The 14,691-nt window shown below is 33.9% G+C and carries 12 protein-coding genes; 2 read left to right on the forward strand and 10 right to left on the reverse strand.

The window, feature by feature from the left end; translation table 11 throughout:
• Window positions 1-76 precede the first annotated feature (76 nt).
• Genes GQ45_RS03330 through GQ45_RS03340 form a run of 3 tightly spaced genes read right to left on the reverse strand, consistent with a single transcriptional unit; the run spans window position 77 to window position 3,116 of the window.
• Window positions 77-1,150 (reverse strand): AMP-binding protein, encoded by a 1,074-nt coding sequence (locus GQ45_RS03330; RefSeq protein ID WP_047415092.1) that lies wholly within the window; start codon window positions 1,148-1,150, stop codon window positions 77-79.
• An 8-nt stretch (window positions 1,151-1,158) separates the two neighbouring features.
• Window positions 1,159-2,073 (reverse strand): CPBP family intramembrane glutamic endopeptidase, encoded by a 915-nt coding sequence (locus GQ45_RS03335; RefSeq protein ID WP_047415094.1) that lies wholly within the window; start codon window positions 2,071-2,073, stop codon window positions 1,159-1,161.
• The gene (locus GQ45_RS03340) at window positions 2,064-3,116 is read right to left on the reverse strand and encodes an o-succinylbenzoate synthase (RefSeq protein WP_047415096.1); all 1,053 of its coding nucleotides are present in this window, start codon (window positions 3,114-3,116) and stop codon (window positions 2,064-2,066) included. The genes GQ45_RS03335 and GQ45_RS03340 overlap by 10 nt, the downstream gene beginning before the upstream one ends.
• A 53-nt stretch (window positions 3,117-3,169) precedes the next feature.
• Between GQ45_RS03340 and GQ45_RS03345 the strand changes: the two genes are divergently transcribed.
• Window positions 3,170-3,958, forward strand: coding sequence for an SDR family oxidoreductase (locus tag GQ45_RS03345; protein ID WP_047415097.1), 789 nt, complete (start codon window positions 3,170-3,172; stop codon window positions 3,956-3,958).
• A gap of 4 nt (window positions 3,959-3,962) precedes the next feature.
• Here GQ45_RS03345 and GQ45_RS03350 read toward each other — a convergent pair whose 3' ends face one another.
• The 7 genes from GQ45_RS03350 to GQ45_RS03380 form a co-directional block, all read right to left on the reverse strand.
• Window positions 3,963-4,643 carry a metal-dependent hydrolase gene (locus GQ45_RS03350; RefSeq protein ID WP_047415099.1) on the reverse strand — a complete coding sequence of 227 codons (681 nt, stop codon included), beginning with the start codon at window positions 4,641-4,643 and terminating at the stop codon, window positions 3,963-3,965.
• A gap of 45 nt (window positions 4,644-4,688) precedes the next feature.
• On the reverse strand, window positions 4,689-6,659 hold the full coding sequence (locus tag GQ45_RS03355) for a sensor histidine kinase (RefSeq protein WP_047415100.1): 1,971 nt from the start codon (window positions 6,657-6,659) through the stop codon (window positions 4,689-4,691).
• Window positions 6,660-6,973: 314 nt separating this feature from the next.
• Window positions 6,974-8,881, reverse strand: coding sequence for a molecular chaperone DnaK (dnaK, locus tag GQ45_RS03360; RefSeq protein ID WP_047415102.1), 1,908 nt, complete (start codon window positions 8,879-8,881; stop codon window positions 6,974-6,976).
• A gap of 330 nt (window positions 8,882-9,211) precedes the next feature.
• Complete coding sequence (locus GQ45_RS03365) at window positions 9,212-10,465, reverse strand: glycosyltransferase family 4 protein (RefSeq protein ID WP_047415104.1); 1,254 nt, start codon at window positions 10,463-10,465, stop codon at window positions 9,212-9,214.
• A 2-nt stretch (window positions 10,466-10,467) separates the two neighbouring features.
• On the reverse strand, window positions 10,468-11,979 hold the full coding sequence (locus GQ45_RS03370) for a DEAD/DEAH box helicase (RefSeq protein ID WP_047415105.1): 1,512 nt from the start codon (window positions 11,977-11,979) through the stop codon (window positions 10,468-10,470).
• Between the two features lie 122 nt (window positions 11,980-12,101).
• A complete protein-coding gene (locus GQ45_RS03375) occupies window positions 12,102-13,031 on the reverse strand; it encodes a glyoxylate/hydroxypyruvate reductase A (RefSeq protein WP_047415107.1) in 930 nt (309 codons plus the stop codon).
• Entirely contained in the window at window positions 13,028-13,543 is a 516-nt protein-coding gene (locus tag GQ45_RS03380; RefSeq protein ID WP_047415109.1) for a DUF6155 family protein, read from the reverse strand. Before GQ45_RS03380 ends, GQ45_RS03375 begins: the two co-directional genes overlap by 4 nt.
• 219 nt (window positions 13,544-13,762) lie before the next feature.
• Between GQ45_RS03380 and GQ45_RS03385 the strand changes: the two genes are divergently transcribed.
• Window positions 13,763-14,626 (forward strand): RNA polymerase sigma factor RpoD/SigA, encoded by an 864-nt coding sequence (locus tag GQ45_RS03385; RefSeq protein ID WP_047419979.1) that lies wholly within the window; start codon window positions 13,763-13,765, stop codon window positions 14,624-14,626.
• The last annotated feature ends 65 nt before the right edge of the window (window positions 14,627-14,691 follow it).

Raw genomic sequence — 14,691 nt, forward strand, 5'->3', positions numbered from 1 at the left:
TTCGATGTAAAACTAAAAGACAAACAGGTATTTCAAAATAAGGAATTAGGGAACCAACCGTTCTGCTGAGTAAAGTTTACTTTAGCGCCAAGCTTAAGGTTTTAGTACGCTGTAATTTACCGTTTTCAGTTCGTATAAATTTTTCTAAGCAGAAGATTTCTTTTGGTATTTCGAACTTAGTGAGACTTTTTAATTGCGCTACTGTTGTTTGTATGGCTAGCACATCAACGCTACCTTCAAGAATTAAAACTAATTTTTCACCTAGTACCGGATCAGGAATCCCCGCAACAAAAAACGATTGTTTTAAAACTTCATTGAGTTTCGCTTCTATGGTTTCAGGATTTAGTTTTACGCCGCCAGAATTAATTATACTATCAAACCTTCCCAACCATTCGAATTGGGAAGCAGAAATTAAATTCACTACGTCATTGGTGATGACTTCTTTCTCTGCAATTTCTGGAGCATGAATTACCAAGCAGTTTCGGTCATCAATTTTTAATTTTATATTCGGTAAAGCTTCAAAATAAGTAGTTTTTTTTATCGCATGGTTTACCTTTTTTACTGCAATATGGCTGATCGTTTCCGTCATACCATAGGTTTCATAGACCATTGTTTTTTTGGTTTGAATTTGTGATATCAACCTATTTGAAAGCGGTGAACCACCTATGATCAGGGTTCTAAAATGCTTCATTTTTGACAAAGAATTCTCTAATTGTAAGGGAATCATTGCTCCAAAATCATATACTGCCTTTATTTTTTGAACCGGATTTGAATTAGGCTGTACACACTCTAAATGCAAGCCTAAAACCATCGCCCTAACCAGCATCATTTTACCTGCTATATAGGTTGCTGGCAAGCATAATAAAGCCGTGTTTGTTGGTTTTAAACCAAAATATTCTCCTGTAGCCATGGCAGAATTGACCATATGCTGTTTTTTTAATTTTATTTTTTGTGGAACACCTGTTGATCCAGATGTCGATACTTCAATAACATCAGAGTCATCTATCCAATCTATTAAAAAATTACCGATGGCTACTTCAAAATCTTCACCTTCCTTTATTAAACTGTAGGCAACTTCTTTTAAATCATCAAAAGAAAATGAAATTCCGTTGAGTTTAAAGGCCAGATGGATATTTTTTGATGTGATCATAGTTTGGTTTAAAGGTTTAAAAATTCTTCTTTATTCAATATTTTACCTGTAAGTTTTTCCTTCCAATTAGTCCATTTGTAAATTTTAGCAAAAATTAATAACAAAATAGGATACACGACTAAAACAGGAATTAGAACATCCCAACCCAATGTAGGTTGTGAAATATCTTTATAAAGGGAATCGGTTTGAAAAGCCGTCCAATCTGCTGTTAACAGTAAAGCACCAATTAAATTATTCCCGGCATGAAAACCTAAGGCTAATTCTAAGCCTTCATCCATTAAGGTAATAATTCCAAGGAAAAAACCGGTACCGATATAATATACCATAATACCATATCCTAATTTGGTGACTTCTGGATTTGCAATGTGCATCACACCGAATAATACCGAAGTTATGACAAGCGGCACCCATTTATTTTTAGCCATTAAACCTATGCCCTGCATCATATGCCCTCGAAATAAATACTCTTCAAAACTTGTTTGTAGGGGTATCAATAATGCACCTACTACGAGCAAGATAAAAAAAGGCATTGGTTTAAAGTTAAAAACAAAATCCTCAGGTTGTAGGTAAATATCTATGCCTGTTAATACAATGGTAACTAGCCCCCATAATCCAAAAGCGAAAAAAATTCGTTTCCAATCAATTTTTTTTCTAGAAGTCGTAAGAGACCTAATGGACTGTTCGTGTACTAATTTGGTCCACCCTAAAACCACAAACAGCCCCAAAATTAAGGGAAATAAAACCATCACAAATACCGTAGTGGTCCCTAATTGCGCTATAAGTTGTTGCATACTATCTTCAACGCTTATAGGAGATGCTATGGTTGCTAAATAGTTCATGACAATAAAAAGTATAAACCCCACTGGTAAAATCCAATACTTCCACAATCCAGCACTACTCTTATATCCTTGTTCTATATACATACCTCAGTTATTAAATTCATTGGCCAATTTTTATCTTTTTTATATAAAATGGTTCCTTTCTCTACGGTCAAGGGACTATCAAAATTATTGCTAAACAAGCTACCTGTTCCTAAGCCTTGAGGTAATTTTGAGTCTAAAGTATAGGTCCATTGCGCGATGGCATTTAAACCAACATTACTTTCTAAGGCGCTGGTAATCCACCAACCAATATTATTTTTTTCCGCAAGCGCTATCCATTCTTGACTTCCTTTAAAACCTCCCACAAAACTTGGTTTTAAAATAATGTATTGGGGTTGTATCGTTTGTAATAAGGCTAACTTTTTAGTATAGTCAAAAACCCCAATTAATTCTTCGTCCAGTGCAATAGGTAATGGTGTGCTTTCGCATAATAATTTCATCGCTGCAAAATTACCTGGTTTTATGGGTTGTTCAATAGAATGCAAATCGTACTCCGACAACTGCTTTAGTTTTGTTAATGCATTTTCAGGGCTAAAGGCCCCATTGGCATCAACTCTCAGTTCAATTTGGTCTTTAGAGTATTGTTTTCTTATGGAAGCTAACAGTTTCAGTTCTGATTTAAAATCAATCGCTCCAATTTTCATTTTAATACACGAAAAACCATCTGCTAGTTTGTGTTCAATTTGCTCCAGCATAAAACCTTCATCACCCATCCAAATCAGTCCGTTTATAAGAATCGGTGCTTGGTTTCTTGTAAATTTTGATGGAAATAAATCAAAAGGATGTTCGGCTTCTAGGGATAAAAATGCTTGTTCTACACCAAATTGAATACTCGGGAATTCGATTAACTTTTGCCAAAGCACCTCTTTTCCTAAATGTATATTAGCACAAGTCCATTGCAATTTTGCTTCATAATTTGGAACATCATCTACGCTCAATCCACGTAAAATGCCACATTCACCTATTCCAAATTTAGAATTATTTTCTAGTATAATAAACCAGGTTTCTTTTTGTTTTAAAATGCCACGGGAAGTACCACTAGCTCTTTTAAAGTCAAGAATATATTTTTTATAAGATGCTTTCATAATTTGTAGCCCAAATTTAGCTATATTTTAGCTCTTAAAAAGCATCAAAACGCATGAAGTCAAAAAAAGTAATTTGGATTACTGGAGCATCCTCTGGAATTGGAGAAGCCTTAGCTTATTTATTTAATAAAAATGAAGATACTATTATTATATCTGCAAGGAATATAGCCGCTTTAGAAAAGGTGAAAAATACTTGCAAATTTCCTGAAAACTGTCATATTTTGCCTTTAGATGTAAGTGATTTTAAAGCATTACCTGAAAAAGCCTCTCAAGCTTTTAAAGCTTTCGGAACTATTGATATCTTAATTAATAATGCCGGTGTCAGCCAACGTTCTTTAATTGTCGCTACTGAATTTGAAGTGTATCAAAAACTAATGGAAGTTAATTATTTAGGTACTGTAGCCTTGACAAAATTAGTGCTACCCTATTTTATACAACAGCAAAAAGGACAATTTGTTACGGTGACAAGTTTAATGGGGAAATTTGCTTCTCCTTACCGTTCTGGGTATTGTGGTGCTAAACATGCATTGCACGGTTTTTTTGATGCCCTGCGCATGGAGCACGAGAAAGACGGATTAAAAGTAACTTTAATTTGTCCTGGATTTGTACAGACCAATGTTGCAAAAAATGCCTTAACAGCGGATGGTAGTGCGCAAAAAAGTGAAGATAAGGCTACCGAAAATGGTTTACCTGTAGCTGTTTTTGCTCAAAAAATGAAAAAGGCGATTGAAAATCAAAAGTTTGAAGTGTATATTGGTCAAAAAGAAGTTTTTGGAGTTTACCTCAAACGTTTTTTTCCAAAGCTTCTACATCGAATGGTTTTAAGAAGTACGGTAAGATAGTAAGCTACAAAATAATCGACTTTCCAACATCCAATAGATAAAGCTTTTTATCCGCTTCTTCAAATTTTTGTTTGGCCTGTGTATGATCTATTTTTATATATCCGAAAGTATCAAAATGATAGCCTAAAACAACATCACAGCCTACAAAATCAGACGCGATTATGGCATCGTCTACACCCATGGTAAAATTATCGCCAATCGGCAAAATAGCTAAGTCTAAGGTAAAGGTCATTGGGATCAGTTGCATATCGTAAGTCAAGGCAGTATCCCCAGCGATATATACATTTTTATCATCAGCAGATAAAATAAATCCTCCTGGTTGCCCGCCATAAGTGCCATCAGCGAAAGACGAGGTATGAATCGCATTGACATATTTAAGACTTCCAAAGTTAAAGTTCCAATTTCCTCCATGGTTCATGGGGTGCACTTTAAATCCCTTCTTTTCGTAGTAGGTAGTAATTTCATAATTACTTACAATGGTAGCATTTGATTGTTGAGCAATAGCTTCAACATCTAAAACATGGTCTTGATGGGCATGTGTAAGCAAAATAAAATCGGGTTTAATATCAGCAATATTTATCTTATTTTTTGCTAGGTCGTTGCCTGAAATAAATGGATCAACCAGTATTAAAGCTTTGGTGGTTTTTATGAATAAGGTAGCATGCCCTAAAAAGGTAATTTTCATGATAATATATTTTACTATTCAGTTTTTAATTCAAAAACATAATTTTTACTTGAAATTGAACCAAAAACGCACACCCTCCGATACTTTATCAATATTCATGGTAGATTGCAATTGGTTGACCAAGCGATTCATTAATCGAATACCCATAGATGCATCGGTTCGGTCTTCCATATTTTCAGGGAGGCCAATACCATTATCAGTGTACTCAAAAAAGCCTTGTTGATCACTATTTTTGCGCAGGTGAATATAAATTTTTCCATCTTCATCGTCATCTGGAAAACCGTATTTAAAAGAATTTGAAACAAGTTCGTTCAAAATTAATCCAAAAGGGATTGCTCTATCAATATCTAATTCTACATTTTCAGCATCAATAGTTATGTTAATTTTATGACCGCCTTTTTTGTAGACAGATTGAATGCTGTTCACCAGACTTTCTATATAACCCTGCATTTCGATCACTGATAAATCATCATTTTGATATAATTTTTGATGAATCAATGCCATGGCTTTTACCCTGCTTTTTCCTTCTTCTAAGGCTTCAATGGCTGCCTTACTTCGGGTATTTTTAGTCTGTAAACTTAATAAACTAGACACCATTTGTAAATTATTCTTAACCCGGTGGTGAATTTCTTTCAATAAAGAATCTTTTTCTACCAAGGCAGCTTCAATAATATACTTTTGTTTTACAATGATTCGTTGTGCTTTAATACTACGCAAATACGCATATACTAAACCTGCAAAACCTAGAAGCGTAAATATTAATGAAATAAAGATGGCTGTGATTTTTATATCTAAAGCCTCCATTTCACTACTCTTTTTAGCTAAATCTTCTCTAGATTCCTCTAGTTCAGCTTTAGAGCTTTCTAATTCTGATTGAACTAAAGTTTCTAATTGCTGACCTGTTATTACTTTTTCCTTTGTAGCTATAGAGTCTCTGACACGGATATTTTTTTTATAGTAGAATGACGCCGCCTCAAAGTCTTGTTTTTTATCATAATAGGCTGCAAATAATCTATTTCGTTTTAAAATATGACTGGCTTCAAAATACCTAAAGTCTTTTTCAAGTAATAGCAGCGCTTCTTCTAAATTATTCGTTTGTAATTCAGAATCGGCCAAGTAGAGTGCGTTTTCAATTAATTCTGGCGAATAGGCGCCCATACGGTATTCGTTGAGCATCTCAATACTCGATTTTAAATTTGGAATAGCCTTGTCAAAATCTTTTAAATCTGCATAGCATCTTCCTAAATTACCTAAAATTTGGCCTTTTAATAAATAAGCTTTCACAAGATCATTTTCAGTTTTTACATTTAACACGTCATTAATGTATAAATTGATAAAGGATTGTGCATCTTTAAATTTCAAGATTGCTGGTGGTTGTTTATTATCTAACCATAAATAAGTACCTATATTATTGTTATATTCCGCATTCTGGAAGTAGTCTTTAGGGTCGATAGTTTTACTCACATCTTGAATATACTCATCCATTGCCTTTTTAGGAATGCCTAAGTTAGAATATATATCATAAAATGTAATATTTTCAACAAGCCCTAATTCTTTTTTTTCTTTTCGAATTTCTGTTTGTTTGATGTATAATTTTAATTTAGAATAATTTTTGTCTAAAAGTTCTAAAATTATTTTTTTGCGTTCTAAAGGTATTTTACTGCTTGATTTGTACAAATCATTTAACCAATCAACACTTTTAGAAAATTCACCAAGATCATAAAAAACTTGACTTTGCATTATTTTGTAATCAAAAATAGAAGCAGAATCTTTACTCTTAGCAGCAATTGCTGCATATTCCTCTAAAGTTTTTTTCCAATCAAAGGCTGAATTTTGATTATACCTGTTGGGCGTATTGAAAAAAAGCTCAAACCTGTCTTTAGAAGTTGTCTCACTCTTAAAACTGGTGTATGGATTATTTTCTTCCTCTATTGAATCTTGACCATAGGCCAAAGAAACTATTAGAAAGCTTATAAAGAAGACGTAATACCCTTTTATTTTGAACAATTTATTCAATTTATTTTTGGTTTATTTTTTTCCTTTTCAATTCGTTAAGCAAAAATAGCTTTTTAAAAGAAAAACTTGTAACTAAGGTATCAAACATAAGCCATAACAGGCGTTAAATTAAAATATTGTTGTAAATATAATTATTTGTGTGGTGTACTTATTAAAACCTAAATAAACCTGGTTACTTTTCTTTTGTGAAATCAAAAAAAAGCACCCTAACCAAAATTGGTAGGGTGCTTTCTTAAACACTATCGTAAAAGTTCCGACCTGCGTCGGGATATGCGATTCACACACTTTCGTTTACAACGAAAAAGGTTATCTGCTTACTTTACTTCTTCGAAATCTACATCTTCTACATTATCTCCCTCTGCTGCATTTGCGCCTGCATCAGCAGTATCAGATCCCGGAGCTGCACCACCTTGTGTATCGGCTTGTGCTTTGTACATTTCTTCAGAAGCTACTTTCCAAGCTTCATTTATTTTATCTAATGCTGGTGTAATTAGCGCCAAATCTTTAGCCTCGTACGCTTTTTTCAATTCTTCCAAAGCGTCTTCAATTGGTTTTTTCTTATCATCCGATAATTTCTCACCAAATTCAGTTAATTGCTTTTCTGTTTGGAAAATCATGCCATCAGCTTCATTTAACTTATCAGCAGTTTCTTTTGCTTTTTTATCAGATTCCGCATTTGCTTCAGCATCCGCTTTCATTTTCTTGATTTCTTCTTCGGTCAAGCCTGAAGAAGCTTCAATTCTAATATCCTGGGTTTTATTGGTCGCTTTATCTGTTGCCGATACTTTGATGATACCGTTGGCATCAATATCAAAAGTAACTTCAATTTGTGGTACTCCACGTTGTGCTGGTGGAATTCCATCTAAATGAAAACGTCCAATGTTTTTGTTATCTGCTGCCATTGGTCTTTCTCCTTGCAACACATGAATTTCAACCGATGGTTGATTATCTGCTGCTGTAGAAAATACTTGTGACTTTTTAGTAGGTATCGTTGTATTGGCTTCAATTAGTTTTGTCATGACACCACCCATTGTTTCAATCCCTAAAGATAAAGGCGTAACGTCAAGTAATAATACATCTTTTACATCTCCTGTTAATACCCCTCCTTGAATGGCAGCACCTACCGCTACAACTTCATCTGGGTTTACTCCTTTTGAAGGTTTTTTACCAAAAAATTTCTCAACAGCTTCTTGTACTGCTGGAATTCTTGTTGAACCACCTACCAAAATAATCTCGTCAATATCACTCTTAGATAATCCTGCTGCTTTTAAGGCTGTAGCACAAGGCTCAATAGTTCTTTTTACTAAATCATCAATTAACTGGTTGAATTTTGCTAAAGTTAAGGTACGCACTAAGTGCTTTGGTCCACTTGAAGTAGCCGTTACATAGGGTAAGTTAATTTCAGTTTGGGCAGAAGAAGATAATTCTATTTTAGCTTTCTCTGCAGCCTCACGTAAACGTTGTAATGCCATGGCATCATCTCGTAAATCGATGCTTTCATCTTTCTTAAATTCGTCAGCTAACCAATCTATAATTTTCTGATCCACATCGTCACCACCTAAATGCGTGTCACCGTCTGTTGAAAGTACTTCAAAAACACCATCCCCTAATTCTAGAATGGAAACATCATGTGTACCACCTCCAAAATCAAAAACAACTATTTTTTGATCTGTGCTTTTCTTATCCATACCATAAGCCAAAGATGCAGCTGTTGGTTCATTGATAATACGCTCAACGGTTAAACCTGCAATTTCACCAGCCTCTTTAGTGGCCTGTCTTTGTGCATCGTTAAAATAGGCTGGAACAGTAATTACTGCTCTTGTCACTGTCTGACCCAAATAATCTTCTGCAGTCTTCTTCATTTTTTGAAGAATCATTGCTGATAATTCTTGTGGTGTATATAAACGACCATCAATATCCACTCTTGGTGTATCGTTGTCTCCTTTAACTACTTTATAAGGTACTCTCTTTGCCTCTGCACTAGACTCAGAAAATTTATTACCCATAAAACGTTTAATAGAATAAATCGTTTTTGTTGGGTTGGTAACAGCTTGTCTTTTGGCAGGATCTCCTACTTTGATCTCTCCACCTTCAACAAATGCAATTACCGATGGCGTTGTTCTTTTTCCTTCTGCATTTGGGATAACTACTGCTTCATTACCTTCCATTACAGAAACGCAAGAGTTTGTAGTTCCTAAATCTATTCCTATAATTTTACTCATGTTCTATTTTTATTTAATTATTAGTTTTTTATTTTACAATTCTCTAATAGTCAAACAATATGCCAAGCAAAAAAAACTGACAGGTTGTCATTTTTAATTTTAAAATAAAATAAATATCAGCACTATCTTGCCATGATTGGCATTATTAAAAAGTAAAATTCAGCGAGACAGTATGTAAAAAACTATTCAAATCCTAGACGATAGGTATTCAAGTCAAGGTAATTTTTAAACCTTAGAACTCATTCTTTTAATGGAGTAGCTATTTCTGATGAAGAGAGCTATAAACTTACAGCTTGAATTCTTAAAACCTGATGAGGTTCAAAAAAAAAATTAAGCTTTTTTTATTTTAGCTTTCTCCTCGATCCATTTTGACATGTACTTGGTACTTTGCAAGCTTTGATGTCGTAATAAGGAACCTATAAAATTAAATTCCCTATGTTTTTTTAAGTTCTTTAGAATTTTGCTAATTGTTGTTTCTAGTTCTTTTGACAAACGTACTGTATCAAAATTATTGGCTACTATTTGATAGCCGTTTTGTTGGGCCTTTAAGAATTGGTCTTTATCCGAATATAAGGAGACCGCTGCATTTGCAAATGCCGCCGTATCATTAGCGATTATTCCATTAAATGCTAAGCCATTGGTCATGCCTTCAACTCCTATGAACGTGGTAATACTAGGAGTGCCAAAGCACATGGCATCTAAAAGTTTTGCTTTTTGTCCCGCTCCAAAGCGCAAAGGTGCAAGGTTTATTCTGGCCTTCGTAAATGTACCTTCTAAATCTGTCGCAAAACCAGCTATATAAAAACCTTCTTTTGGTTGGTGCATTTCTTTAATTTGTTGCGATAAATAGGCTCCGTAAATAACTAATTTACTTTTTGGAAGCTGTTGATGAATCAAGGGCCAAATCTGAGTTTTTAACCATTTAACCGCATCTATATTAGGCGCATGTTTTCCATTCCCGATACACATAAAATCTCGACGTTCTTCAAAACTTGGATATGCATCTAGTACTTTTTTTGATGTTCTTTGCACCATAAAAGGCAAATGAAACACTATACTATCGTCAATTTTCAAAACATCCTTGAGTAAGCTTAATTCATAACTTGAAATGATTAAGGACATATCACATCTGTAAATACTTGCTACTTCTCTTTTGGTTGTATCGTTTTCAAGCCACGCTTGAATAGTAAATGGTATTTTATTTTTAAAAGCCTCTGAACGTGCAATTCTTAAACTATGCAAATCTTCGGTATCTAAAATTCGCAATGCCTTTGGTAGTTGTTCTGATACCCGCCAACCAAATTGCTCTTCAGTCAAAAAACGATCAAAAACAACAATAATAGGTGCCAAGTCACTAATAAAAACATCAAAACTTGAGCTATTTAACTCAATATGTTCCCTTTTAACGTTTAATTCTTCTAAAGCATAGGAGAGTTCGGTTTCTGCTGCTGAACTTGCAAAAACAACCTGATAACCAGTTGTTGAAAAGAAATTAATTAATTGCAGCATTCGAGTTCCAGCTCCTGTAGATGGCTCTGGCCAATGAACTCCGATAAACAGTACGGTACCCCTGTTTTGTTGCATTCTTATAATTTACTAGAAAACTTTTGAGAAATTTTTAAGCGTAATTTGCGCTCATAATCTTCGGCGAGCCATTCTTTATAATTTTTAGTATTATTCATGATACAATACGAATACAGTCGCACTCGGTACTCAATATCATCTTTTAATTTTTTCGCTAAAATTCGAGCGTCAAATACATCTTCACTATTTTCAATGCAGATTTTAGCATGTTGTTCAATACTTCGTTCTAAAACTAATTTAGACTTTAATCCTGCTGCGAAAACTTCTTTGTATTCTTTTTTAATATCGAAATTTAACTCTGTAGATTTTGAAAACTTAGCCTTTAACTCTTCCGGCATTTCATAAACAAATTCACGCTCAATATCCTCATCATTCTTAATATTTTCTAAATAAAAATCAGGAAACAGAAAAATTTCTTTCCAATTTATTGGCGCATTCCACATGCCGAAACGAGCCACATTATTTCCCATATCTATAACTTTAAAAGTATTTTTATTGGGTAATATACGTGACCCTCTACCAATCATCTGAAAATATAAGGTAAGCGATTTTGTAGCTCTGTTCAAAAGAATAGTTTCTACTGTTGGTTCATCAAAACCTGTGGTCAAAATGCTCACCGATGTTAAAATAGCATCTGGTGTTTTTGAAAACCAACTTAATATTTCCTTGCGCTCCGTTGCATTGTTTTTGTTGTCTAAATGACGAATATTATAACCTGCCTTTTTAAAGGTTTCATATACATAAAGCGAGGTATTTATACCATTATTAAAAATTAAAGTTTTAGTGCCTTTAGCGATATCTTCATAGGCAGAGACAAGCTTACTCAGCATATTGAAGTTCCCGTACAATTCGTCCGATGATTTTACCGTATAATCACCCCCAACACCCAATTTTAGGGTTTTAAGACTTACATCACGATGGTAGACCTCTGCTTCAGCCAAAAACTTTTTATCAATCAAAGACTGAATAGATTCCCCGACAATTAATTTTTTATAATGATCTTTCATCGGAAGCTTAATATTGGAACTCAAGGGTGTTGCAGTTACTCCTAAAATAATTGCGTTTTTAAAATATTTAAATAATTTTCGAAATGAATTGTAGTGTGCTTCATCTATAATAACAAGACCAATATTATTAATCTCAACTTTATCTTCTTGCAACCTATTGTTAAGGGTTTCGACCATAGCCACAAAGCACATATAATCGTCTTGGTCTACGAGCTCTTTAACACTACTGTTGATAATTTTATTCTTTACGCCAAAACCTTTCAACATTTTTGAAGTTTGTACCCCCAATTCTATTCTATGGGTTAGTACGACTACTTTTTTATTTCTTTCCGTAATAAAACGTCTTGCTATTTCAGAAAAAACAACAGTTTTACCACCTCCCGTAGGAAGTTGATACAATACATTAACATCTTCAGGAGATTCATTAAAATACTCAAAAATGGCATTCAAATCTTCTTTTTGATAGTGGTAAAGTTCTTTTTCTGAAGTATCTTTTTCTAGTTTCAAAGGCAATAACAAGCGTTAAAAAGTTAGTTGATGTTTTAAGGGTTTAAAACCAAAAACCTCAATCTTGCAAAACTAGCAGAAATTTAGGGTATAACCGAATTTGCAGCTCATAAAATAAAAAATTAATAGCCTTTATTTTTTGAAACAAGATTTAAAAGAGGCAACCCAGCTTGCATGCGTTGGTAGTTTTCTACAATTTGTGGCACTACAGAATTGGTGTCAGAAACACTTGCGTGGTGCGGTGTCATCAGTATTTCATCGAAGTTCCAAAAAAAATGATCTTTTGGCAGAGGTTCTTCATGATACACATCTAAAGAGGCTCCAGAAATATGCTGGTTATTTATAAAATCTCGTAAATCTTGATCCACTAAATGACCTCCTCTGGCTACATTAATGAGATAGGCATTTTTTGGAAGTTGTGAGAACAATTGTTTATTTAAGATTCCGGTGGTAGCCTCAGTTAAGGGAAGTAAACATACTAAAATATCAGACTTATTTAAAAAAGGGTTTAATTCATTTTTTCCTGCATAACTTTTAATGTTTTGCAATTCTTTGTGAGTATTCGCCCAGCCTTGAACTGTAAAACCAACTTTAGCTAAGTCCTGCGCTACTTGAGTTCCCAAAACTCCCAAACCCAATATACCCACACGCACATCTGCAATTCGCTTATAGGGTGTAGGTTTCCAAATTTTTTTTGTTTGATTTACTTTATACGTGTCTAAGCCCTTCAGATAATTTAAAATTAGCGCTAATACATGCTCAGACATATCAATGGCTAATTGACGGTCAACCACACGTGTAATTGGGATTGCAAGCGGAGCCGTGTTGTCTTCAAAAATAAAATCAACTCCTGCACCCATCGATGCTAAATAGGCTAAGTTTGGGTATTCTTTTAAGCTACCTCTTGGATGTTTCCAAACCAATGCGACTTCTACTTTTTCCTTGTCATGAGGTTCCAAATAACTGTACACCTCTAGCGTAGCATCATAGCTTTGAATTGCTTTTTTCCAAGATTCTATTTTATCGTCTTGCCTAATTATTACAATACTCATGCTTCTTTAATTTCGGCTAAAGCTACAGAAAAATCTTCTAAATAAGACCAGTTTTGGGCTGTTGCTGTGGTGTAAATTTTTTCTATACGTACGCTATAATCCGCCATAAATTGATGGTAGACAACATATTGAATGACTTGTTGATAGGATCTCAACATACTTCTATAAAATACATCATTTACATTTTTTTCTTCTGAAAATGATTGGCAAATTTCAATGGCATATAACATCAAATCTGCAATTAAAAAAGGATTTACACCCAAAACTATAAAATGCTTAATGTACTTCTGAGCCAGGGAACGTCTGGCTCTAGGTTTTTTTCGCCGAATAGGAAAAAACTCATTACTAATTTTAACTTTTGCTTCCTGAATCCGCTTTTCTTCTTTTGGATTGAATATAAAATCGTAATATTCTTTTACAGCAGGAAAACGGTTGTAAAGATCTAACAACTGAATTTCAAGTTCTTTTTTTGGCAAACTGGAAAGGTAGTTTTTTAAGGCTTTTTTACTCATATAGTCAAAGATACACTTAGTTCCACACTAAGAAAAAAAATTACAATTAGAGTTAAAATTCATCTGAATAGTTTTTTTGGAGCCCAACCACGTGTCCAAATTAAATCAACAAGAACACAAAAACCATAAACTTTTCACAAAATACCATCTATTTTCTGTTTTCGCTTTGAAAAGTCATTTATAAAACGTATTATGGAGAGGATAAATACACAGCAATATATGAGGCAACTAAAGATTATTAAGCAAGTTACGAATAGAGAATCAAAGTCATTAGACAAATACTTGCAAGATATCAGTAAAATAGATTTAATTACTGCAAATGAAGAGGTTGATTTAGCACAAAAAATACGTGAAGGGGATCAATTGGCACTAGAAAAATTAACTACTGCTAATTTACGTTTCGTGGTGTCTGTAGCCAAACAATATCAAAATCAAGGATTAACCTTACCAGATTTAATTAATGAAGGGAACGTCGGGTTGGTAAAAGCTGCAAAGCGTTTTGATGAAACTAGAGGTTTTAAATTTATTTCTTACGCTGTTTGGTGGATTCGTCAGTCTATATTGCAAGCACTTGCTGAACAATCTAGAATTGTGAGATTACCTTTAAACAAGATTGGGTCCATCAATAAAATTAAGAAAGCCTTTTCTTATTTAGAACAAGCTCATGAAAGACCACCATCTGCTGATGAAATAGCTAAAGAGTTAGAAATGACGGTTAGTGAAGTTCAGCAGTCTCTGAAGAATTCAGGAAGGCACGTATCTATGGATGCCCCTTTAAAAGAAGGAGAAGATTCTAACTTATATAATGTTATTGGTTCTGAAGAATCACCCAATCCAGATCGAAAATTACTTCAACAATCGCTTAATATCGAAATTAATAGGGCTTTAGAAACCTTATCGCAGCGCGAGGCTGATGTTGTTAAATTATATTATGGCATTGGAGACCAGCACTCGATGACACTTGAAGAAATAGGTCAGACTTTTGACTTAACGCGAGAAAGAGTACGTCAAATACGAGAGAAAGCTATTCGTAAATTAAAACATAATTCACGTAGTAAAATTTTAAAAACCTACTTAGGTTAAATTAAAAAAACTTAAAAAAATAAAAAAGGCTCGCAAATGCGAGCCTTTTTTATTTTCTTTTTCTA

It is taken from the genome of Cellulophaga sp. Hel_I_12, assembly GCF_000799565.1.
Classification (GTDB): Bacteria; Bacteroidota; Bacteroidia; order Flavobacteriales; family Flavobacteriaceae; genus Cellulophaga.

Excerpts from the sequence above, each read along its gene's own strand:
- GQ45_RS03330 (WP_047415092.1), bottom strand. The coding sequence starts at position 1,150 with ATGATCACATCAAAAAATATCCATCTGGCCTTTAAACTCAACGGAATT.
- GQ45_RS03335 (WP_047415094.1), bottom strand. The coding sequence starts at position 2,073 with ATGTATATAGAACAAGGATATAAGAGTAGTGCTGGATTGTGGAAGTAT.
- GQ45_RS03340 (WP_047415096.1), bottom strand. The coding sequence starts at position 3,116 with ATGAAAGCATCTTATAAAAAATATATTCTTGACTTTAAAAGAGCTAGT.
- GQ45_RS03345 (WP_047415097.1), top strand. The coding sequence starts at position 3,170 with ATGAAGTCAAAAAAAGTAATTTGGATTACTGGAGCATCCTCTGGAATT.
- GQ45_RS03350 (WP_047415099.1), bottom strand. The coding sequence starts at position 4,643 with ATGAAAATTACCTTTTTAGGGCATGCTACCTTATTCATAAAAACCACC.
- dnaK (WP_047415102.1), bottom strand. The coding sequence starts at position 8,881 with ATGAGTAAAATTATAGGAATAGATTTAGGAACTACAAACTCTTGCGTT.
- GQ45_RS03365 (WP_047415104.1), bottom strand. The coding sequence starts at position 10,465 with ATGCAACAAAACAGGGGTACCGTACTGTTTATCGGAGTTCATTGGCCA.
- GQ45_RS03375 (WP_047415107.1), bottom strand. The coding sequence starts at position 13,031 with ATGAGTATTGTAATAATTAGGCAAGACGATAAAATAGAATCTTGGAAA.
- GQ45_RS03380 (WP_047415109.1), bottom strand. The coding sequence starts at position 13,543 with ATGAGTAAAAAAGCCTTAAAAAACTACCTTTCCAGTTTGCCAAAAAAA.
- GQ45_RS03385 (WP_047419979.1), top strand. The coding sequence starts at position 13,763 with ATGAGGCAACTAAAGATTATTAAGCAAGTTACGAATAGAGAATCAAAG.